This is a genomic window from Phreatobacter sp. (assembly GCF_052440005.1).
Taxonomy (GTDB): Bacteria; Pseudomonadota; Alphaproteobacteria; order Rhizobiales; family Phreatobacteraceae; genus Phreatobacter.
Genome location: NZ_JBQVQL010000078.1, coordinates 1 through 22904, shown reverse-complemented (window position 1 = coordinate 22904; position 22904 = coordinate 1). Strand labels below are relative to the sequence as shown.

At 69.7% G+C, this 22904-nt stretch carries 8 protein-coding genes, 1 tRNA gene and 1 pseudogene; 7 read left to right on the top strand and 3 right to left on the bottom strand.

Annotation, left to right across the window (positions count from 1 at the left end):
• The first annotated feature begins 56 nt into the window (after positions 1-56).
• The 5 genes from ACT6XY_RS17285 to ACT6XY_RS17265 all read left to right on the top strand — a co-directional run bounded on the left by ACT6XY_RS17285 (position 57) and on the right by ACT6XY_RS17265 (position 18255).
• Entirely contained in the window at positions 57-11411 is an 11355-nt protein-coding gene (locus tag ACT6XY_RS17285) for a hypothetical protein (RefSeq protein WP_444749571.1), read from the top strand.
• A gap of 85 nt (positions 11412-11496) precedes the next feature.
• Entirely contained in the window at positions 11497-12249 is a 753-nt protein-coding gene (locus ACT6XY_RS17280) for a SapC family protein (protein ID WP_444749570.1), read from the top strand.
• A gap of 32 nt (positions 12250-12281) precedes the next feature.
• On the top strand, positions 12282-14105 hold the full coding sequence (locus ACT6XY_RS17275) for an HlyD family efflux transporter periplasmic adaptor subunit (protein ID WP_444749572.1): 1824 nt from the start codon (positions 12282-12284) through the stop codon (positions 14103-14105).
• Positions 14106-14111: 6 nt separating this feature from the next.
• Complete coding sequence (locus tag ACT6XY_RS17270) at positions 14112-16268, top strand: PqqD family peptide modification chaperone (RefSeq protein ID WP_444749569.1); 2157 nt, start codon at positions 14112-14114, stop codon at positions 16266-16268.
• A gap of 94 nt (positions 16269-16362) precedes the next feature.
• On the top strand, positions 16363-18255 hold the full coding sequence (locus tag ACT6XY_RS17265) for a preprotein translocase subunit SecA (RefSeq protein ID WP_444749568.1): 1893 nt from the start codon (positions 16363-16365) through the stop codon (positions 18253-18255).
• Positions 18256-18272: 17 nt separating this feature from the next.
• Here ACT6XY_RS17265 and ACT6XY_RS17260 read toward each other — a convergent pair whose 3' ends face one another.
• Positions 18273-18920, bottom strand: coding sequence for a transglutaminase-like cysteine peptidase (locus ACT6XY_RS17260; protein ID WP_444749567.1), 648 nt, complete (start codon positions 18918-18920; stop codon positions 18273-18275).
• 342 nt (positions 18921-19262) lie between these two features.
• Between ACT6XY_RS17260 and ACT6XY_RS17255 the strand changes: the two genes are divergently transcribed.
• Both ACT6XY_RS17255 and ACT6XY_RS17250 read left to right on the top strand, forming a co-directional pair.
• Positions 19263-20117 carry an efflux RND transporter periplasmic adaptor subunit gene (locus ACT6XY_RS17255; protein WP_444749566.1) on the top strand — a complete coding sequence of 285 codons (855 nt, stop codon included), beginning with the start codon at positions 19263-19265 and terminating at the stop codon, positions 20115-20117.
• A gap of 596 nt (positions 20118-20713) precedes the next feature.
• Positions 20714-22216, top strand: a complete 1503-nt coding sequence (locus ACT6XY_RS17250) for a hypothetical protein (RefSeq protein ID WP_444749565.1) — start codon at positions 20714-20716, stop codon at positions 22214-22216.
• A 299-nt stretch (positions 22217-22515) separates the two neighbouring features.
• Here ACT6XY_RS17250 and ACT6XY_RS17245 read toward each other — a convergent pair.
• Together ACT6XY_RS17245 and ACT6XY_RS17240 are read right to left on the bottom strand one after the other, a co-directional pair.
• Positions 22516-22592 (bottom strand) — tRNA-Arg (locus ACT6XY_RS17245).
• A gap of 55 nt (positions 22593-22647) precedes the next feature.
• Positions 22648-22904 (bottom strand): annotated as a pseudogene (locus tag ACT6XY_RS17240) (OmpA family protein); the annotation flags it as partial.

The window sequence follows — 22904 nt, the reverse complement described above, 5'->3', positions numbered from 1 at the left end:
GCGCCGGCGGTGCCGGTGGCGCGGCGGGCTCCATCTTCCTGCGTGGTGCCGACGTCGTGCTGTCTTCGACGACGACCATCGACCTCACCCCGGGCAAGGGTGGCCAGAACGGTTTCACCGACGCCAACGGCAATGCGACCTATGCGTCGAACGGCGGCAGCGGCCGTCTGGTCGTTCTCGACAATACGGCGGCCACCACCGCGGCCAATGTCACTGGCGCGCCCTCGGGCCTCGTCTATGACCAGCAGGGCAATCCCGTCACCACCGGTACGCTCGTCCGCAATGCGTCCTACACCGCGGCCGTGTCCACGCCGCGCATCGTGGGCCTGTCCTACGGCGCCGGCACCGCCGGCCTGATGGACGACAGGAACGGCGCCTTCCTGAATGCGCAGACCCTCGATCTGGACAGCTCGCGTGCCGGCGTGAACAATGCCCGCGACGGCGCAGCGCCGGGGAAGGCGCTCATCGCGGTCGCCCGCTACGCCACCATGAAGGATTTCGCCGCGGCGACGGGCGGCCAGGTCACCCTCGACCAGGACTATTCCGGCTATGACGTGCTCGTCGTCGCCAACATCTCCGACGCCGGCTTCAGCGACGTGAAGCTCGGGATCGGCGGCGAGACCGCGAAGTCGCTGGTCCTCGACGGTTTCCTCGCGACCACGAGCACCCTCGGCCGCATGCTGCCCGGCGACGTCTGGGTGACCCTCGTCCGCGAGAGCGACACGACCTTCAGTGTCGAGGCGACGACCGCGGCGGGAACCGCCACGCTGGATGGCCGCTCCGCCCCCGTCGCGCTGGCGGCGAACGGCCAGTGGAGCTACGTGTCCGCGCCGCTCGCCGGTGCCCAGACCACGGCGAACCTGCAGGGCCTCGACCAGATCCTCGTCAACGGCGACCGGATCTACGCCCTCCAGTCCTCGACCGGCACGCTCTACGTGCTCAATGCCGACGGCAGCGTGCGCCAGTCCTTCGTCGACGGCGACACGTTCCAGGTGAGCCGCTTCGGCGCCGCGCCCGGGGCCCTCGGCGCCACCGCCATGGCGATCATCGACACCCGCCTGGTGGTCTATAGCGGCGACGCCCAGCCGGGCACCACGGACCCGTGGGGGAGCGTGTCGAAGTACAGCTTCTCCATCGCCGCCAACGGCGACCTCAAACTGGACGGGGCGCGCAGCACCACCCTGACGGCCACCGACAAGGCGGCCTATTCGGCGCTCGACACGTCGTCCGCCACCTTCGGATCCTTCAGCTATACGATCAACAACACCACCGGTGCGCTCGAAGTGCGCAGCGGGTCGACCCTCATCCAGACCCTGGTCGAGGGGCAGGGCGGCGTACGCGGCCTCGCCGCTGCAATGGACGTGGTCGTCACCGGCGACGCCGACGGAAAGTATGTGATCGTCGGCAACAGCGACGGCACGCTCAGCGCGTTCCAGCGCGACAAGACCACGGGCCTTGTCACCGCCCGCGCCCTCCAGGTCGCCCGCGACGGGCTCGGTGGCGCGCGCGGCCTCGCGGGGATCACCGACATCGCCCTGGGCAAGCTGGATGGCACGACCCAGGTTCTCTACGTCGCCTCCGAGATCGACCCGTCGCAAGGGCGTGGCGGTTTCGCGACCTTCAGCATCGATCTCGACGTCGCGCCGAAGCCGCTTGAGATCAGCGCCACGCACACCGGCGTCGAAAAGCTCGACGTGGTCACGGGCGCCGGAGCCGACCGCGTCGTCTACGCGAGCAAGGTCTTCAGCCATGTCGCCGCGGTGACCATCGACACCGGCGCCGGCGCCGATCAGGTCAGCGTGCTCGACGCGCCCGCATCGGCGTCGCAGACGACCACGATCAGGACCGGCTCGGGCGCCGATACGGTCACGCTGGCGAGCGATGACGACAACAGCCGCATCACCGTCGATGCCGGCACCGAGAACGATACGATCAGCCTGAACTTCGACGGATCGGGGTCGCAGACCGTGATCAACGGCGACGCCGGTGACGACCGGATCGTCCTGCGCCAGACCCGGGGCGCCTCCGTCACCGTCTCCGGCGGGGAGGGGGCCGACATCGTCGCCATCCATGGCGGCGGGATCGGCACCGCGACCACCGTCAGCCTCAGGGGCGGCAATCCCACCACTGTCCCGGGCGATACCCTGCAGGTCGACAAGGGCACGACCACGGTCTCCACCACCGATCCGCTCTACCGCAGCGGCACGGTGACCTTCACCTCGAACGGCACGCCCACCAAGGCGGTGAGTTTCTCCGAATTCGAGGCCTATGAAGAGATCCTCGCGCCGACACTGTCGGTGAGCGCCGCCACCATCGACGAGGGACAGAACCTCACGGTGACCATCGATGCTCAACCGCGCGGCTCGGTCGCCACCCCGGGCTGGACCGGCCGGTTCGGCTTCGACCTCGACGGCGACGGCCTGTTCACCGACCACGAGGTCGACGCCGCCACCGGCTCCTCGCAGGTGACGATCGCGAAGACCGTTCTGCAGGCCTTCGGAATCGTCGACGACGGCGCCTATACGATCCAGGTCCGCGCGACCAATGCGTCCAACCTCGAGACGGTGACGCGCTCCGTCGTCACGGTGCGCAACGTCAATCCGACGATCACGGCTTCAGCCGATCAGGCGGCGGTCACCGTCGGCCAGGCGCTGAAGATCACGTTCGGTGCGACCGGCGAGCCCGTCACCACCGACGTGCCCACCGCCTGGCGCATCGACTGGGGCGACGGCACCATCGAGACCTTCGGCGCCTCCGTCCGCAGCGCCGTTCACGCCTATGCCCAGCCCGGCGCGTTCAGCGTCAAGGTCGGCCAGTTCGACAACGACAATCCGACGACGCCGATCTGGTCGGGCGGTATCGCCGTGACCGCGAGCCTCCCGGCCCCGCAGGACTCTGTCGGCATGCGCCTCGTGGTCGGCGATGCGGGCCAGCTCGTGCCCGGTTCCGACCTCGTCCTGCGGGCGCTCGACGTCGTCGGCTCGCCGACGGCCTTCGAGTGGTCGATCAACGGCACGGTGATCACGGGCGCCGGCGTGACCGGGGCGACGACGGCCCGGGCGACCATCGCCTGGAGCCGCCTGGTCGAACTCGGCGCCACCGCCAGCGCGACCGACTACACCATTACCGCCACGGCGAAATACGGATCGGCGAGCTTCTCGCGCGATGCGGTCCTGAGCGTCGGCAACGTGGCGCCCACCATCAGCGCCCTCACGCGGGTTCCGAACGTGGTCGGCGGCGTTGCGCAGCCCGTGCGTGAGGGCGACGCGGGCGCGACCGTCCGGGTCACGGGTGCCACCGACAGCACGGCCTACGAAACCGGCCGCCTCTCCTATGTCTTCCTGCTGCCCGACGGCAGCACCACGGCGGCGCAGACCTCGACCGATTTCGTCGTGCCCGCCTCGGCGCTGCGCCAGTCCGGTGCCGTACAGATCGGCGTGAAGGCTGTCGACGCACAGGGGCTCTCGTCATCCATCGCATGGCTCCAGCTCGACGTCCTCGACGTCGCGCCGACCATCACGGTCCAGCAGACCGGCTCCCTCGTCGAGGGCTCGGCGGTCACGCTCGCGATCAAGGCCACCGATCCCGGCTTCCATGAGGCGAACGGCCGGATGGCGGGCGATCTCATCACCGCCTTCCGCATCGATTGGGGTGACGGCTCGTCCATCGACACGGTCACCGTCGGCGACAACGATCGCATCTTCGGGGCGCCGAACATGATCACCGTCTCGGCTTCCCACGTCTACGCCGACGAGAAGCGCGACGCCCAGGGGCGGACCGTTCCCTACACGGTCACGATCACGGCGGTGGAAGGGGCGCGAAGCACGGCGGTCACGCGGGACGTCGCGGTCACCAACGCCGCGCCGATCCTCAGCGTCGTCAGGCAGAACGACAACATCTTCCTCTTCTCCGGCGACACGTTCACGCTGTCGGGCTCGGTCTACGATGCCCCGCGGGATGGACAGGTCCTGACCATCGACTGGGGCGACGGGTCCCGCCCCCAGACCCTGGCACTCGCTGCCGGAACCACCTCGTTCTCGCTCGCCCACGTCTATGACGTGCCGAACCGCGACCGGAACAGCGATGCCGTGCCCTACCAGGTGACGGTCGTCGCCCAGGACAAGGACGGGGCCGTCTCCGCGACAGCCTCGACCGGCCCGATCATCGTCCGGGGCGGCAATCTGTCGATCCCCGTGATGTCGCTGTCTCAGGACGTCGTCACCGAGGGCGAGACCTTCGCCATCGTTCTCCCCGTCACCGGGGGGTCGATCAACGGCAAGGAAGCCGTCGAGGTGGACCTCGGTGACGGTCGCGAGATCCAGAGCCACGTCTACAACAGCACCACGTTCAAGTGGGAGCCGGTCGCCAACAGCGGCATCACCTACGACCTGGCCGCCAATACGATCACCATCCGCACGTCCTATCCCAACAATCCGACGCCGCTCGCGGCGCCCGACGACGTCAGGCGCTTCACGATCTCGGCCGTCGTCTGGAGCCTCGACGGCGTCAGCACCCAGATTCCCGCCGCGACCATCGGCGTCCGCAACGCCGACCCGACGCTGAGCGACCTGAGGCTGAACGGCGCGGCGGCGAAACCCGTGACGCTCTCCGGCACCGTCAACGCCAATCCGACCGTCACGGGCGTGGCCCTCGGCCAGGTGCTCACCCTGACCGGATCCTTCGCCGACCAGGGCCTCGCCGACACGGTGAGCATCGCGGTCGACTGGGGCGACGGTGTCGTCGTCCGCTCCACCGATGCGAACAGCGGCATCGTGGTCAACGCGGGAGCCAGGACCTTCACCGCGACGCGCGCGGCGGCGGCCGCCACGCCTTCGGCGCTGGTCGACGGGGCCACCCTGATCACCGTCACGGCGCGGGACAACGACGGCGGGGCCCGCTCCAGCATCGTCTCCTACCGCCTCGCCAATGCGATGCCGGTGATCACCGCGATGACGGCCTCGCCCACCGCCATGGTGGAGGGAAACGAGGTCCTGCTCTCGCTCGACATCACCGATCCCGATGCCGGCGGCGCGCCGACGGTCTCGATCGACTGGGGCGACGGCACGACGAGCGGCGCGGGCACCATCACGGGCAATGCGGCGAGCGGCTTCCGCTATGTCGAGCGCCACACCTACGCCGCCGATCCCGCGGGCACGGCAACCGACCGCTTCGCCATCACCGCCACCGTGAGGGACGCCGCCTACACGGTCACCCGGTCCACCAGCGTGACCGTGACCAACGGAGCGCCGGGCCTCGAGGACGTCGCGCTGGTCGCCACGGCCCAGGCGGGCGACACCATCACGCTGTCGGGTCGCGTGACCGACGCCGGTCTGTCGGACCGTCACCTCCTGTCGATCGACTGGGGCGACGGCACCACGAGCGTCCGCAGCATCGACCCGGGCCAGCGGCAGTTCTCCATCGACAAGGCCTATGACAAGGCGAGCAGCGCGCTCGGCCTCGCCGCCTACGCCGTCAGGATCTCGGTGGTCGACACCGACGACGCCGGCAGCAAGGCCGTCGTCACCCGGACCGTGGCGGTCGGTGCGCCCGCCGCCACCGCGGCCCCCCGCTTCGTCGGCCTCGACGTGCCCGCAACCGTCGTCGAGGGCGGAACCGTGGTGGTCACCGGCGAGATCGCCGACGCGGGCACCGATGCGACGCTCGTCGTGACCGTGAACTGGGGCGATGCCTACCTGTCTCAGGTCACAGCCACGCGCGACACGCCGGCTGGTCCCTACAGGTTCACCGCCACGGCGCCGGCCGGGGCCTTCGCCAACGGAGCGCCGGTCGCCGGTGTCGACACCACCGTGGCCGTCACCGTCGAGGTGCGGAACGGCCTCGGGGTGACCACCACGGCGAGCCGCATGGTCACCGTGACCAACGCGGCGCCGGCGGTCGGGCCTCTCGCCGTGACGCCGGAGATCGTGCCCAATGACGGCGCGCTGCGCGGCCAGGTCACGCTCCGCGGGACGGTCACCGACCCCGGCATCGCCGATGCGCTCACGGTCGAGATCGACTGGAACGACGGCACGGCGAAGCAGACCGTCTCCGTGGACCGGCTGACGCGCGCATTCGTCGCCAGCCACACCTACGCGGTCTCCGACCCGCTGGTCCTCGGCCGCGAGGCCTACCGCGTTGCCGTCACCGCCGTGGACGATGCGTCTGCCCGGTCACAGGTTGCGACCCTCGACGTGCGTCTGAAGGACCTGTCCCCCGTGATCGACCGGCTGACGGCCACAGCGGGCCGGGAGGGCGCATCGCAGGGCGCCGGCAGCCGCGCCACCGTGACGGTTGCCGCAACCAACATCTCCAGGGCCGACCAGTCGCTGCTGCGCTTCAACATCGACATCGGCAACGACAACAGCTGGGATCTGGCGACCTGGCAGACCGGCGCGACCTTCACCATCGATCAGGACTCGTTCTACGCCACATCGGGGGTCAAGTCGGTGCGCGTCGGGGTCCGCGACGGGGATGGTCGGATCCGCACCGCGATCGTCGACGTGTCCGTGGTCGACGTGCCCCCCAGCCTCGCGACCAGCGCGCCGTCCACGACCGTCGACGAGGGCCAGGCCTATACGCTGAAGCTGTCGGCCGACGATCCGTCCGCGGCGGACGTCATCACCTCCTGGACGGTCGACTGGGGTGACGGCACGACCAGCGTGTTCACGCCGGCCAACACCGCCGGCTACGGCAACGGCTGGAACCTCGAGGTCAGCCACGTCTACGCCGACGACAACCGCGCCCTCGATGGAGACGGCAAACGGTCCGGGCCGACCATCCCCTACCAGGTGAAGGTGAAGGCCACGGGCACGGACGCGGGAACCCTCGACGCGCCGGGTCAGGCCGTGACGGTGTCCAACCGCGTTCCGGTCTTCGTCAGCGCCGCGACGCAAGGCCCCATCGTCGAGGGCGGCGCTGTCCGGCTGACCGGCTCCTTCACGGATGCCGGCGTCAGGGACGGCCAGTTGCTCACGGTCGACTGGGGCGACGGGTCGGTTCCCGCGACCTTGACCTTCCTCGGCGCCGACAAGTCCTTCAGCCTCACCCACGTCATGGCGCAGGACGGCAGCGCGCTTCCCGGCGGCGCCTATGCCGTCAGGCTCACCCTGGTCGACAGCGACGGCGGCGCGGCCGTGCCCGTCACCATCGATCAGGTCGTGACCAATGCCGCGCCGGTCTTCGACGCCCTGACCATCGACAGGTCGACCATCGACGAGGGCGGCAAGGTCGTCATCCGCGGCAGCTTCACCGATGCCGGGGCGAACGACCGCCACACCGTGGTGCTGACCTTCGGCGACGGCACGTCCGTGACGCTCTCCGGTGACCAGATCCAGTCCAGCGGCGGCACGCGGAGCTTCGTCTACGAGAAGACCTTCACCGACAACGGTGCCGTCGAGTTCCTTCCCGGCGGCATCGCCTTCAAGCCCTTCACGGTGAAGGCGGCGGTCAGCGACGAGGCGGGCGGCACGGCCGAGAGGTCCGTCGACGTCGTGGTCAACAACGTCGACCCGGTCATCGCCGATCTGAAGGTCAATGGCGTCGCCGCCAGACCCGGCGGCGTGGTCGGCCAGCCGAACGGCACCGTGATCCTCGGCAAGGACGGTGGCACCGTCACCGTCACCGGCCGCTTCTACGACCCCGGCACCGCCGACGCCCCCACGCTCGTCATCGACTGGAACGACGGAACCGCCTCGCGCATGTCGGACATGGTGATCGGCGAAGCGCGAGCCGATGGCCCGCTCGCGGGCTGGCGCGACTTCACGGCCGTCCACGTCTACGGGGGCCTCGACAACGGGCGCGCCGATCCCTTCGTCTACAACGCCATGCTGATCCTCGAGGACAAGGACGGCGGCACGGCCGCGCCGATGTTCGACGTCGAGCTGGCCAATCCGACGCCGATCATCCGCTCGGTGGTGTTGACGCCGGCCCAGGTCAACGAGGGCGATCTCGTCACGGCGACCGTCACCTTCTCCGACGACGACGTGAACAACCTCGCCGTCGTGTTCATCCGCTGGGGCACGGTGGGCGGCCAGTCCCTCGCCGACACGATGAGCGTCAGCCGTGACCCCGCATCCGGCCTGTTCACGGCCACGGCGAGCCGGCTGTTCGGCGACAATACGGGGCTGCTGCAGCCGCTCATCCTCGTCAACGATTCCGACAACCTGCAGGCCAATGCGCGGACGACGCTGACCGTCGCCAATGTGGCGCCGTCGGACCTGCGCCTGTCGCTGCCGGCGGTGATCGACGAAGGGTCCACCGCCACCCTCTCGGGCAGCTTCGCCGATCCCGGTCTTGCCGACGCCCATACCGTTGTCGTGGCCTGGAGCGACGGGGTCCGGGAGGAGGTCGGCGCGACGCGTGACGGCGCGACGGGCCGCTACCTGTTCACCGCTTCGCGCCCTGTCGCCGACGAGGTTCAGCTCACCGCATCGGTGCTGGTGACCGACAAGGATGGCGCTCCGGTTTCGGGAACCGTGGCGACGGACGTGCGCAACGTCGCGCCCGCCATCATCAACCTGTCGGTGCCCGGCAGTCTCGCGGCCGGCGGCCGCATCACGGTGTCCGGTACGGTGACGGATCCCGGCCTCGCCGACGCCGTGTCGCTGGTGATCGACTGGGGCGATGGCAGCGGGCCCTCGCCTCTGACCTTCGATCCCGCCACCGGCGCCTTCTCCGCTTCGAAGACCTACGTGGTCACCGATGAGGCCGTGCTTGGCCGCAACGCCTACACGGTGACCCTGCGCGCCGCCGACAACGACGGCGGCGTGACGTCGCTGACCCGCATCGTGTCGCTGAAGAACGTCGACCCGGTCATCGAGGGGCTCTCGGTCACACCGGTGGTCGACGAGAACGGCGTCGTCGAGCTCACGGGCCGTGTCGCGGACGCCAATGCCGGCGACACCCATCAGGTCACCGTCACCTGGGGCGACGGAACGAGCGAGACGGTGGCGGTCGATCCGGCCACCCGCACCTTCACCACCGCCCATCGCTATGCCGACGATGCGGCGGGCGCCGGCATCGCCTCCGGCCGCTACACGGTGGGCGTGACGGCGACGGACGGGCAGGGCGCTTCGGGTTCGACGTCGCTGCCGGACGCGGTCGAGGTGCGGAACCTCGCCCCGACCCTCGCCGACGTGACGGTGACGCCTGTGATCGAAGAGAACGGCGTGGTGACGCTGACCGGCCGTGTCGTCGATGCGGTCGGGAACGACACCCATCAGGTGACCGTCACCTGGGGCGATGGAGCGAGCGAGACGGTGGCGGTCGATCCGGCCACCCGCACCTTCACCACCACCCATCGCTATGCCGACGATGCGGCGGGCGCCGGCATCGCCTCGGGCCGCTATACGGTCGGCGTGACGGCGACGGACGGGCAGGGCGCTTCGGGTTCGACGTCGCTGCCGGACGCGGTGGAGGTGCGCAACCTCGCCCCGACCCTCTCCGACGTGACGGTGACGCCGGTGATCGACGAGAACGGCGTGGTCACGCTCACGGCCCGTGTCGTCGATGCGGGCGGAAACGACACCCATCAGGTGACCGTCACCTGGGGCGATGGCGCCAGCGAGACGGTGGCGGTCGATCCGCAGACGCGGACCTTCACCACCACCCATCGCTATGCCGACGACGCGGCAGGCGCCGGAATCGCCTCGGGCCGCTACACGGTCGGCGTCACGGTGACGGACGGGCAGGGCGCTTCGGGTTCGACGTCGCTGCCGGACGCGGTCGAGGTGCGCAACCTCGCCCCGACCCTCGCCGACGTGACGGTGACGCCTGTGATCGACGAGAACGGCGTGGTGACGCTGACCGGCCGTGTCATCGACGCGGGCGGGAACGACACCCATCAGGTGACCGTCACCTGGGGCGATGGCGCCAGCGAGACCGTGGCGGTCGATCCGGCCACCCGCACCTTCACCACCACCCATCGCTATGCCGACGACGCGGCAGGCGCCGGCATCGCCTCGGGCCGCTATACGGTCGGCGTCACGGCGACGGACGGGCAGGGCGCTTCGGGTTCGATGTCGCTGCCGGACGCGGTCGAGGTGCGGAACCTCGCCCCGACCCTCTCCGACGTGACGGTGACGCCGGTGATCGACGAGAACGGCGTGGTGACGCTGACCGGCCGTGTGGTCGACGCGGGCGGGAACGACACCCATCAGGTCACCGTCACCTGGGGCGACGGCACGAGCGAGACCGTGGCAGTCGATCCGGCTACCCGCACCTTCACCACCACCCATCGCTATGCCGACGACGCGGCGGGCGCCGGCATCGCCTCCGGCCGCTACACGGTCGGCGTCACGGTGACGGACGGGCAGGGCGCTTCGGGTTCGACGTCCCTGCCGGACGCGGTCGAGGTGCGCAACGTCGCTCCGACCATCGTCACTTACGTCGCTTCCACCGACTCCAACTCCGGGTCGGCGACGCTCACGGCGACCGGGACCGTCGCCGATCCCGGCGTCAATGACAGTGTGGTCGTTGAGATCGACTGGGGCGACGGGACGTCGAGCCTCGTCCCGGTGGACCGGGCGACCGGCCAGTTCAGCGCCTCGCGCGCGGTCACCGCAGATGCCCCCAATGCCCCGCCGGACGGGCGTTGGAGCATCCGGGCAACGGCGATCGACAACAGCGGAGCCCGGAGCGCAACCCGCGAGCCGCAGGAGGCGGTTCTCGTCGCCCGCGTTCCGGCGGTCACAGCCGCCACGCAGATCCCGCCGGCCCCGCCGGCGGTCGACACGACCGCGGCCGCCCCGAACATGACCGTGGCCTATTCGGGCGCCAGCACGGGAGGGACGCAGTTCTCGTGGGGCAGCGGTCCGCCGCCCGGCCAGACCGCACCGCAGACACAGTCGCTCCCCCCTGGCGGCAGCCAGCCGCCCGGCCCGGAGGGCGGAAGCGCTCCCCCACCTTCCCCCGCGCAGGACAGCGCGCCGCAGATCGCACCGCCGACGGGCGCCGCAGATTCTCCCGGGCCGGTTTCGCCCACGGAATCGGGCGGCGGCCTGGGCGATGCCGCCACCGGCGGCGGCGGCTTGCCGGCGGATCCGCTGCTGACGGTTCCGGAAGATCTCCGCGATCTCAGTGCGCGGGACGGCACGCTGGTCCTGACGGCGGGCAGCCTGCTGCGCGAGGGCGGCTGGCTGGCGCTCACCGCGCGCCTGCCCGACGCCATCCGGATCGGGGCCGAGGCCCGGGAGACGCCGGGCGACGGCCGGGCCAACGCCGCTCTCGTCGGTGCTTTCGGGATGGTGGCGATCACCATCGCGTCGCGCCGGCACACCGCGCGGGAGGCGATCGACCTGCAGCGGACGCTGAGCCTCCACGAGCTCGGCGAAAGCTGGTCGGTTAACGAAGAATTACCAGAAGACTGGCTTTACACACCTGATCTTGGCAGTGTCGAGACCGGAGCGGGCTAACCGGTCAGAAGTCTTTCCTCGGGAGCGATGAGCCATTCCGGCCGCGCCTCCGATTCTCGCGTCATCATTCATTGGGAACGAACCAATGTCGGGCCTGCCTCTCTTCTATCGCTCGGTCGAGCCTCTCAACAGTGCGGATCATCGGAAGTTCCGGATGACCGCCCTGTCGCAACCGCTCGCATTCGCGGCCACGTCCCATCTCATTCCCGCCGTCGTCGACGAGTTTCCGGCCGCGGCGCGGGAGATGGCCATCGTCTTCGTGCCGGCCGGCCGGCAGTTTGCGCCGGTCTTCCTCTGCGGCATGAAGGCGGGCGAGAACCTGTTCATCGACGAGGCCGGCCGCTGGACGGGGACCTACGTTCCGGCCTACCTGCGGCGCTACCCCTTCATGCTCGGCGAGCGCCAGGACGCCGACCCGGTGATCTGCATCGACGGCCGCTACGAGGGCTTCGGCGAGACCGAGGACGGTATCCGCCTCTTCGACGACGAGGGCGCCCCGAGCGAGGCTTTGCAGCCGATCATCAAGCTTGTGACCGACTATGCCCTCGCCGCAAGGCGCACCGAGGCGCTGAGCGAACGCCTTGCCGCGTTGGATCTGTTCAAGAGCATCTCCGTCGACGTGAGCCGGGGCGACGGCAGCCAGAGTGCCAGCATTCACGGCCTGTCGATCGTCGACGAGGAGAAGCTGAACGCGCTGCCCGACGAGGCCTGGCTCGACCTTCGCAGGTCCGGCGCCCTCGGCGTCATCCATGCGCATCTGTTCAGCATCGGCGCCACCCAGGCCCTGGCCGGACGGCTGACCCGCGGCGCTCCGCAGCCCGCCGACCAGGCGGCCTGAACCGGCCGGGAGGGCCAGCCTCCGTGAATGCGATGTCCCCCCGGCCGAACCTTGGCGGTGACCCGGCCCTCCAGGCTCAGGCCGGCTGGGCGGCTCTCCTGCGGTCGCCGTCGAACGAGGCCTTCCTCGAGGCCTGGCTCGCCCTGACCTGCGGCGCCATCGACGGCGTCCGGTCGGGCCATGCCGCGGTCGAGTTCGCCGACGGTGGGGTCGTCACCCAGTGGGGGCGCGGAGCAGGCGGCGAGGATCTCGCGCGCACGGCCGCGCGGGCCCGCGCGCGCGGACAGGGTGTCGTCGACCACGCCGGAGACGGTCGCATCGTCTTCGCCTATCCCATCCTGGTGGGCACCGAGCCCGCTGGCGCGGTGGCGCTTCGCGCCGATCTCGCCTCGCCGCAGGACGTCCACCGGGCCCTGCGCGCGCTCCAGTGGAGTTCCGCCTGGGTGCGCGAGCGGATCCTCGGCCGGCGGCTGGAGGCGGTCGAGGACAAGGGCCGCACCGCACGCCTCGTCGTCGATCTGGTGGCCGCCGCCCTCGAGGGAGAACGTCTCTCTGCCAGCGCGCGCCTCGTCGCCACCGAGCTCGCGCGGGCGCTCGATTGCGTCCGGGTCAGCGTCGGGCTGGTGCGCCGGCGACGGACCCACATCGTCGCGCTCTCCCACAGCGCGAACTTCGGCAAGGACATGAACCTCGTCCGGCTGATCGGCGAGGCGATGGACGAGGCCGTCGACCAGCGCGCCATCGTCACCCAGCCGGTCGTTGGCGATGCCTTTCTGGTCACGCGCGCCCATGCCGAACTCGCCCGCGAGCACGGAGCCGGCGCCCTCGCCACCGTGCCGCTGCATGTGCAGGGCCGCTTCATCGGGGCGCTGACCCTGGAGAGGGCCGCGAACCACCCCTTCACGCCGGCCGACATCGTGGCGATCGACGCGGTGGCGACGGCGATCGCGCCGCTTCTCGCGGACAAGCTGGAAGCCGATCGCTGGCTCGGGGCCAAGCTCGCGCGCGCAGCCGCGCGCCAGGTCACCGCACTCGTCGGCAAGGAGCATGCGGCGCGCAAGCTCGCGGCGATCGGGACGGTCGCGGTCGTGGCCGTGTTCGCCGTCTGGCAGGACACGTACCGCGTCACGGCCGATGCCCAGGTCGAGGGCCGGGTGCAGCGCTCCGTCGTCGTTTCCTTCAACGGCTTTCTGAAGGAAGCGCCGGCCCGCGCCGGCGACATCGTCAAGGAGGGAGCGCTGCTCGCCGCGCTCGACGACCGCGACCTCGTGCTCGAGCGGCTCCGCTGGGTGACGGAGCGTCAGCGACGCTCCATCGAACACCAGAGGGCGCTGGCGGAGCGCAGCCGGGCCGACACCCTGGTCGCGACCAGCCTGATCGATCAGGCGGAGGCGCAGATCAACCTCGTCGACGAGCAACTCGGCCGCACCCGCCTGACGGCACCCTTCGACGGCATCGTCGTCTCGGGCGACCACTCCCAGTCCATCGGCGCTGCGGTCCAGCGTGGCCAGGTCCTGTTCGAGGTCGCGCCCCTCGACGGCTACCGCGTGATGCTCAACGTCGACGAGCAGCAGATCGCCGACCTCCGCGAAGGCATGACCGGGCGGCTGGTGCTGACCGCGCTGCCTGCCGAGAGCTTTCCCGTCGAGATCGTGCGGCTGACGCCCGTGGCGCGCGCCGAGGAGGGCCGCAACGTCTTCCGGGTCGAGGCGAAGCTCCCCGCCGACATCCCTGCGCTCAGGCCCGGCATGAGGGGGGCCGCCAAGATCGACGTCGACCGGCGCCACGTCGCCTGGATCTGGGCGCGCTCCATGATCAGCTGGGTTCGCCTGGCGCTCTGGCGCTGGATCCCGTGAGGCGCCATGCCGGCCTCGCTCTACTCTCCGTCCTGGTATCGCGTCGCCTCGCTCACTCTGCATCTGCGTCCGCACGTGCGGATCCACCGCCAGACGTTCAGGGGCGAGGTCTGGTACATCGTCCAGGACAACCAGACCGGGCGCTATCACCGCCTGTCGCATGGCGCCTATCGGGTGCTCAGCCTGCTCGACGGCGGGCGTACCGTGCAGGATGCGTGGGCCATCGCCCGTGACGAACTGGGCGCCGATACGGTGCCGCAGGACGACGTGCTGAGGCTGCTGTCGCTGCTCCACGGCGCCGATCTCATCGCCGGCGGCGATGTCCCCTACATGGCCGAGCTCGACGAGCGTTCGCGACGGATGCGGCGTCGGGAGTTTCTCGCGCGGTTCAAGAATCCGCTCGCCATCCGCACGGGCCTGTTCGACCCCAACCGCTTCCTCGACGCCACGCTGCCCGCCGTCCGCTGGATGTTCTCGCCTTTCGGGTTCTGTCTCTGGCTCGCTCTGGTCGCGACAGGCACTGCGATCGTCGTCATGCACTGGCCCCAGATGAGCCAGTCGGCCGTCGACCAGGCATTCTCGCTCCAGAACGTCGCGCTGATCCTGGCGCTCTATCCGGTCATCAAGGGCATCCACGAACTGGGCCATGCCTACGCCGCCAAGGCGTGGGGCGGCGAGGTGCATGAATTCGGCCTGATGTGGCTCGTCTTCCTGCCCATGCCCTATGTGGATGCTTCGGCAGCCGCGGCCTTTCGCGAGAAGCACCGGCGCATGGTGGTCGCCGGCGCCGGCATCCTCGTGGAACTGGCGCTGGCGTCCATCGCGATGATCGTCTGGGTGCTCGTCGAACCCGGCGCAGTGCGCGCCATCGCCTTCAACGTCGTGCTGATCGCCGGGGTCTCGACGCTGGTCTTCAACGGCAATCCGCTGCTGCGCTTCGATGGCTACTACGTGCTCGTCGATCTCGTGGAAATTCCGAACCTGGCGCAGCGGGCCAATGCCTACATGCTCCATGTGATCCAGCGCCACCTGTTCGGCGTGCCCGATCTCGCCAGCCCCGTCACGGCCCGGGGCGAGGCCGGCTGGTTCGTCGGCTATGGCCTCCTGGCGCTGGCCTACCGCCTTGTCGTGACCTTCGGCATCGCGCTCTTCGTCGCCGGACACTTCTTCTTCATCGGTGTCCTGCTCGCCGTCGCGAGCCTTGCCGGGGCCATCGTGTGGCCCCTCTTGAAGGGACTTTCCTTCCTCGTCTTCTCGCCGCAGCTGAAGGGGCGACGGGGGCGGGCCGCGGCGGTGACGTCGGCGGGCGTCGCCGGCCTGGTGGCGCTCCTCCTGGCGGTGCCGGTGACCTACGCCACCCTCGCCGAAGGGGTCATCTGGATCGCGGACGACGAGGCGACGGTGCGGACAGCGTCGGAGGGCGTCGTCGTCGGCTTTCCCTTCGAGCGCCCCGCCGCGGTTGGGCGCGACGATGTCGTGGCAAAGCTGGACGATCCGCTGCTGGTCGCCCGGATGGGCGTGGTGGAGCGCCAGCTGGAGGAGCTCAAGGTGCGGCTTGAAGCCGCCAATGTGGTCGACCGGGTGCAGGCGCGGGTGGTCGAGGAGCAGATCCGCCACGCCGAGGGGCAACTGCAGGACATGCGCCGAAGCGTCCGGGACCTCGATGTCCGCGTCCGGCGCGCCGGCACCTTTGTGCCCGTCGACCCGGTCGACGTCGTCGGGCAGTTCCGGCGGAAGGGCGACGTTCTCGGTTATGTCGTCGGGCCGGATGCCGGCGGCATCGTCGTGCGGACGGTCGTCGACCAGGCCGATCTCGACATGGTCCGCTCCAACACGGCGAAGGTCGACGTGCGACTGGCGAGCGACCCCGGCCGCTCGCTCGGCGCGACCATCGTCCGCCAGGTTCCGGCGGCACTGGCCGACCTTCCCCACGGCGCGCTGGCGGTGACCGGCGGCGGCCGGGTGCTGGTCGACCGCGGCCAGACCGACCGGCTGCGGCCGCTGGAGACGCTGTACCAGTTCGATCTCGCCATCGCGGGCCTGCCGCCCGACTCCCGGCTGGGGATGCGGGTCTTCGTCCGGTTCGGCCACCCGTCCGAGCCCATCGGGGTGAGGATCGTGCGCGCGGTGCGGCAGGCCTTCCTGCGGCAGTTCAATGTCTGAGTCCTCCACCCTCGCCGCGGTTCTCCCCCAGGTCGAGCCATATCCCGAGCGACCCAGCGTCAGGCGGTCGAAACTGGACCAGGCCCTGCGGCGCGTGCTCAGCCATGGTGTCGCCGCCCGGGCTGGAGCAAGGACGCGGCAGCTCCGGCACATCGTGGCGGCGACGCATCGCGGAGCGCCGGGCCTCGCCGGCCTCGGCGACGCGGCGCTGCAGGATCGCGCGCGCCTGCTCGCGGCACGCCTGAAGCGGGAGGAGACGATCGGCGCGGACGCCCTCGGCCCGCTCTTTGCGGTCATCCGCGAGGCCTCGTCGCGCACCATCGGGATGCGCCACCACGACGTGCAGCTGATGGGGGCCTATGCGCTGGTCCGCGGCATGGTCGCCGAGATGAACACCGGCGAGGGCAAGAGCCTCACGGCAACGCTGGCGGCGGTCGCCATGGCGCTGCGCGGGCGGGCCGTGCACGTCATTACCGTCAACGACTACCTTGCCCGGCGCGATGCCGAGAAATTCGCGCCGCTCTATGCCTTCTTCGGACTGCAGACCGGTGTGGTGTTCGAGGGCCTCTCCAGGGAGGAGCGCAGGACCGCCTACCGCGCCCATGTCGTGTATGCGGCGAACAAGGAGATCGCCTTCGACTACCTGAAGGATCGCCTCGTCCTCAGCTCGGCCGGCGGCCCGCTGCGTCGCAAGCTACGGACCGTCGAGGGGCTGGCGCAGACGGACGAGCGGCCGATCATGCGCGGCCTCGACTTCGCGATCGTCGACGAAGCCGACAGCGTCCTCATCGACGAGGCGCGCACGCCGCTCATCCTGTCGGGCCCGGCCGACAGCACCGTCGAGGCGCGCAGCCTCAAGCAGGCGCTCGTGGTGGCGCACCACCTGAAGTCCGCCGAGCATTTCCGGCTCGATCCCGTAGGAGCCAAGGTGGCGCTGACCGCGGCAGGTCAGGCGATCCTCCAACGCGTGGGTGCGACCCTCGGCGGCGACTGGCGCAGCGCCATCTTCCGCGAGGACGCCGTGACCAAGGCCCTGACGGCGCTCCACGTGATGCAGAAGAATGCCCACTACATCATCCAGGACAGCAAGATCGCCATCGTGGACGAGTACAGCGGCCGCGTGATGGCCGACCGGTTCTGGAGCGACGGCCTGCACCAGCTGGTGGAACTCAAGGAGGGGGCCGATCCGTCGCCCCAGCGGGTGACCATGGCCCGCATGACATACCAGCGGCTCTTCCGCCGCTATCGCTCGCTGTCGGGCATGACCGGAACGGCGCGGGAGATCGCCGCGGAGCTGTGGGAGGTCTACGACCTCACGGTGGTGCGCATTCCAACCCATCGTCCCCCGCGCCGCCGCGTGGTCCGCGACGTGGTCCTGCCGACCGCGGAGACCCGGTGGAACGCCGTGGCGCGGCTCGCCAAGGCGCTGTCGGCGCGCGGCGTTCCCGTGCTGATCGGCACCCGGTCGGTCAAGGCGTCGCTGCAGGCGGGGGACGCGCTGCGGGCCTTCCAGGTGCCGCACCGGATCCTCAATGCCGTGGACGAGACGGCAGAGGCGGACATCGTCGCCAGCGCCGGGGAGGCCGGCCGCGTCACGGTCGCGACGAACATGGCGGGGCGGGGCACCGACATCATCCTCGGGCCGGGAGTGGCCGAACGCGGCGGCCTGCATGTCATCATGACCGAGCGGCACGAGGCGGGCCGCATCGATCGTCAGCTGGCCGGCCGCTGCGCCCGCCAGGGGGATCCCGGCTGCGTCATCGTCATGCTGTCGCTGGAAGACGCCCTGCTGGTCGACGCGGGGATGAAGCGGCGCGCGGCACTGGCTGGCAGCCTTCTGCGCGCCGGGCTGTCGTGGCCGGCCCGCCGGCTCATGCTGATCTGCCAGCGCCTCGCCGAACGACGCCACGCGCGGATCCGGCGTGATCTCCTGCGGAGCGACGAGGACATGGATTTCGCGCTGGCCTTCGCCGGCGCGCCGGAGTGACCGCCGTCCCGGCGCCGTCAGGACGCCCGGCCGTCGACCGGCACGAGGATCGTGTCCTCCACCGGCATGGCCGCCGCGTTGCGCGCCAGCACGTCGTCCGTGAGCCTGACGACGTGGCGACCGGCGGCAACCGATCGGGCGTTGCCGAGAGCCTGCCAGCGATGGGGGTCGGTGCGCGACTGGCGCATCAGGAAACGATGGCCGGTCTCATACCAGGGAGTCACGGCATCGGTCTGGTTGTCGAGGATGAAGTCGCCGCGGTCGGTGACGACGGTCAGCACGGCATGGCCGGCGCCCTGGCGGTCACGCACGATGGTCAACAGCAGGACGGAGCTGGGGATACCGAGCGCCATCAGCCGCTCCCGCTTGAGCAGCGCCACGTCCTCGCAGTCGCCACGCCCGGCGGAGGGGAGCGTCCAGTGCTCGGCCTCGCCGTAGAGCTCGCGGTCGGTCGCCGGGGTGATCGTCGCATTGACCTCCGCATTGACCGTTCGGATCGCCGCGAGGACGGCCTCGGAGAGGGCGAGCGAGGCGCCGGGCCATTCGCTGGGCCGGCAAGCCGCAGGATTGCGGCGGCAGAAGTCGAGCCAGGCCGCCGGCGTCGGCGCCTGCCGATCGGCGGAGAGACTGGCCTTGGACTCGTCGACGTGAACAGACGGGCTCACATTGGCCCATGCCTCAGGCAGTCCGGCCAGAATGGCTGCAGCAACGGCCATGACCACCAAGGTCATCCGTATGGCCTGCAGAAGTGAATGCTCGGTCCGCCTCGTCATAAACCAGAATATGCGGGCGAAATTTGAACATCAGCGTCGCGAAAATCCGCGAATTATAGGGGATAGAGAGGCGAGTTGTTTACCAAAGCCGAGAAGGCGACGTTAACGTGAATGAAAGCTGAGCGCCCTGTGACGCCTGGCTCGTCCAGCGGCGGCGCCCATGCGCGCCGGCTCGCCCGCTTGCCTGACGAAAACGACCTGCGACAATGCGCTCTCCTTGTTGCAGGACGTCCCATGTTTCGACGCATCGCTGTCAGCCTTGCCGCGGGCTCGCTTCTCCCGGTTTTCGCGGCGGTCTCCGCCGGTGCCCAATCCCCGCGTCCGGCCGATACGCGCAGCATCGCGGGGCGCGAGTTCGACTGCCTCGTCGAGGCCCACAGCCGCGTGAAGGTCAGCGCCTCGGTGACCGGCCTCATCGCCCGCTTCCACGTCGACCGCGGTGATCGCGTCCGGGAAGGACAGGTGCTGGTCGAACTCGATGCCGATGTCGAGAGAGCGCTGCTCGACATCGCACGCCAGCGGGCGGCGAACACCCAGTCCATCGAAGCGGCGCGGGCGAAGCTCGAGCTGGCCCAGGCGGCGGCCGATCGTCTGTCGCGGCTGCGGCAGTCCAATCCGGGTGTGCTGACCGCTGCCCAGTACGAGCAGGCCATCGCCGATGCGCGGGTGGCGGCCTTCAACCTGCGTGACGCCGAACTGACCCGCGAGGCGGCCGAGCTGGAAGCTGCCCGTGTCGCAGCCCTTCTCCGCCAGAAGCGCGTCCTCAGCCCCATCGACGGCGTGGTGGTCGAACGCAACATGTCGGCGGGCGAACACCGGCACGAACAGGCCCATCTCATGACGCTGGCGCGGATCGATCCGCTGCACGTCGAGGTTTTTCTCCCCGTGGCCTATTTCGGCCAGACGGCCGTGGGGTCCACGGCGCAGGTGACCCTCCAGGCGCCGATCGGCACCACCCATACGGCCCGCGTGCTCGTCGCCGACACGGTCTTCGACGCGGCGAGCGGGACCTTCGGCGTCCGCCTCGGCCTGCCCAATCCGGATCTGCGCATTCCGGCTGGCCTCCGGTGCCGCATTCGCTTCGAATGACGGATCGGGAGCCGCCGCGACCACCCGGGGTTCAGGGCGATCCGCCGGACCTGGAGCACGCATTGGACGTCGCCGCGCCCAGCTAGGTCGACGAACGGCCGGCATAAGACGCCGGCTTCGGACCCAAAGATCGACCTGGCACGGCGCCCGCTTCGCGCCTCGATTGCCGACATGGGTTTCTTGCCGGAAGGCGGATTCGCGAGGGCGACCTCCTGGACTTCACCCGCTTTGATGGGCCGAAAGCCGCAGTCGTGAACCGCGCCGTCGTCCACATAAGGCCTTTCGCATGAAGTCTAAAATATTCGTCGTCCAGATAGTTACTGTAGAAGATCGATGCTGCTTGTCTATCCAGGTGCAATCCTCACCTTGACCGTAATAAGGTAATGAAGTACGGTTGCCGAGCCAGAAAAGTTGGTAATAAATTATTCAAGCACCATTTCATCGAACTAGAAATGGGCAAGCAGCCTTTTCGTTACAATCGCAACATTCAACGGTTATTTGGATAGCGGTTATGTAAACTGCGAGCCGTGATCGGCCGTTCGCGGCGGTCGGCGACGACAGGCAGAAGCCGCGGTGAGGCGGATAATCCTCAAATCATGCGCATCTTCACCGTCAAGGGCGGCAACCCGGGCCCCGACCTGCCCTTTCCGGCCCGCCTCGCAGCCGACCTGGTGGGCCGTCATCCCCTGCCGCCGACGCGGGTGGTGGACCTGCGCCTGGTTCTGGCGGTGTCCACAGGGCTATATGCGCTGTGCCTGATGCTGGCGCCGCGGTTGCTCAATGATGCCGATAGCCATTGGCATCTGTTCTTCGGACGCAGCATCCTCGCCGGCCAAGGCTTTCCGACCACAGACGCCTATTCCCACACCTTCACCGGCCAGCCCTGGATCGCCAAGGAATGGCTGTCGCAGGTGCTGATGGCGCTGGCTGAACGCCTCGGCGGCTGGACCGGCGTAGTGGTGCTGGCGAGTGCCTGCGCCGCGCTCTCCTTCGCGATCCTGACCCACGAGGCCCTGCGGCGGCTCGACTGGCGCCCGGCGCTGGTGCTCATGGGCGCGGCCATCGCGCTGAGCCTGCCGCACATGCTGGCACGGCCGCATCTCATCGCCCTCCCCGCCCTGGTGCTGTGGGCCGCGGGTCTTTTCCGGGCCATGGAAGAGGGCCGATTGCCGTCGCTCTTGCTGTTCCCGCTGATGGTGCTGTGGGCCAACCTGCACGGCAGCTTCCTGCTTGGCATCGCGCTGTGCGCGCCGCTCGGGCTCGAGGCGATGCTGCGGGCAGAGGCCAGGGACCGGTTCGGGGTGCTGATCGGATGGGGCCTTTTCGGCCTTGGCGCCATGGCGGCGGCCTGTATCCACCCCTACGGCGCGGACTCGATCCTCGCCGCCTTCCGTGTCCTGGGCCTCGGCGAGGCCCGCGGCCTCATCACGGAGTGGCGGGCGCAGGATTTTGCAACGCTGTCAGGCTTCGAGATGGTGCTGCTCGGTGGCATCGCACTGGCGCTTGCCACAGGTTTCCGCCTGCCCTGGCTGAGGCTCCTGCTGCTGCTGGCGCTGCTCCACCTGGCACTGGCTCATGTTCGCCACCAGACGGTCTTCGCGGTACTCGGCGTGCTCCTCCTCGCTCCCGCCATCGCCGTGGCACGCGGGCCGCGGGATATGGTGACCGGCGCGCTCCGGCCGGTCGTCGCCGGAGCTCTGGCGCTGGTCGTGGTCGCGACGTCCGCGCTTGGCCTATCGGATATTGCCCGCCCGCGCGCCGCGCTCATTCCCGCCGAGGCGCTGGCGGCAGCGCGAGCGGCCGGAGCCTCAGGCCCGGTGCTCAATGCATATGACTTCGGCGGCTGGCTGATCACCCAAGGGGTGCCGACCGCCATTGACGGGCGCACCGAACTCTTCGGCGGGGCCTTTCTCGCGGAGCATACGTGGGCGCTCGATCTCAAGGATCCCGAAGCTCTCATCAGGCTGCTCGAGCGCCACCGTATCGGTTGGACGCTACTCCAGCCCGGCATGCCGGCCATCGCGCTGCTCGATCGCTTGCCCGGCTGGCGCCGCATTCATGCGGACGCCGTGGCGGTGGTTCATGCGCGGGTGCCGTAGCGGCCATTCGGCCGTGTGTTACCGCGGACCACGCCGTTGCCCAAGCCAAGAGCAATGTCGTGTTGGAGGCCGTCGCCGAGCGCAACCACTTCCTGATGATGTGAGGGGATGAGCGATGACGAAGCGGTCAAAGACATTCTCAATTTCCGCTCAGGGCCCAGAAGCAGATTCCCCTCGGGGCTTGATCGTTACGCGAGGGCCCGCTGAGGCAGCCTATTGAACGCAGGTGTCCGAGATGGCCACCGCAAGCCGGAGACCACGCCGAAACGGCGATTGTTCTGAGCGAAAACAATAGGCATTGGCGGTCCCGAAGGGATTCGAACCCCTGACCTTCGGTTTAGGAAACCGCTGCTCTATCCTGCTGAGCTACGGGACCGGCGCGCCCTCTATCTCACGCCGGCGGGCCGGGCGGCAAGACGGGAAGCGCCCGGTCAGCCTCCAAAGAACGAGTTGCGGCGCGCCGGTGCGGACGCCGGCGTCTCCGGCCCTGGGTCGTCCGGGGGCCGCGCCATCGGGAACACGGTCTCGGTCGGGACGATCTTCGGCCGCGCTGCCGGTGGCGGGGCCGGGTCGTTGGCGGGCTCCGCCGGGGGCGGGGCGGGAGGCTGCACCGCGGTCTCGACCTGCGGCGCCGGTGCGGGTTCGGGCTCCGGCGGCTTCACCGCCTCGGCCGGCATCGGCTCCGGCG

Excerpts from the sequence above, each read along its gene's own strand:
- ACT6XY_RS17255 (WP_444749566.1), top strand. The coding sequence starts at position 19,263 with ATGTTTCGACGCATCGCTGTCAGCCTTGCCGCGGGCTCGCTTCTCCCG.
- ACT6XY_RS17280 (WP_444749570.1), top strand. The coding sequence starts at position 11,497 with ATGTCGGGCCTGCCTCTCTTCTATCGCTCGGTCGAGCCTCTCAACAGT.
- ACT6XY_RS17250 (WP_444749565.1), top strand. The coding sequence starts at position 20,714 with ATGCGCATCTTCACCGTCAAGGGCGGCAACCCGGGCCCCGACCTGCCC.
- ACT6XY_RS17270 (WP_444749569.1), top strand. The coding sequence starts at position 14,112 with ATGCCGGCCTCGCTCTACTCTCCGTCCTGGTATCGCGTCGCCTCGCTC.
- ACT6XY_RS17275 (WP_444749572.1), top strand. The coding sequence starts at position 12,282 with ATGTCCCCCCGGCCGAACCTTGGCGGTGACCCGGCCCTCCAGGCTCAG.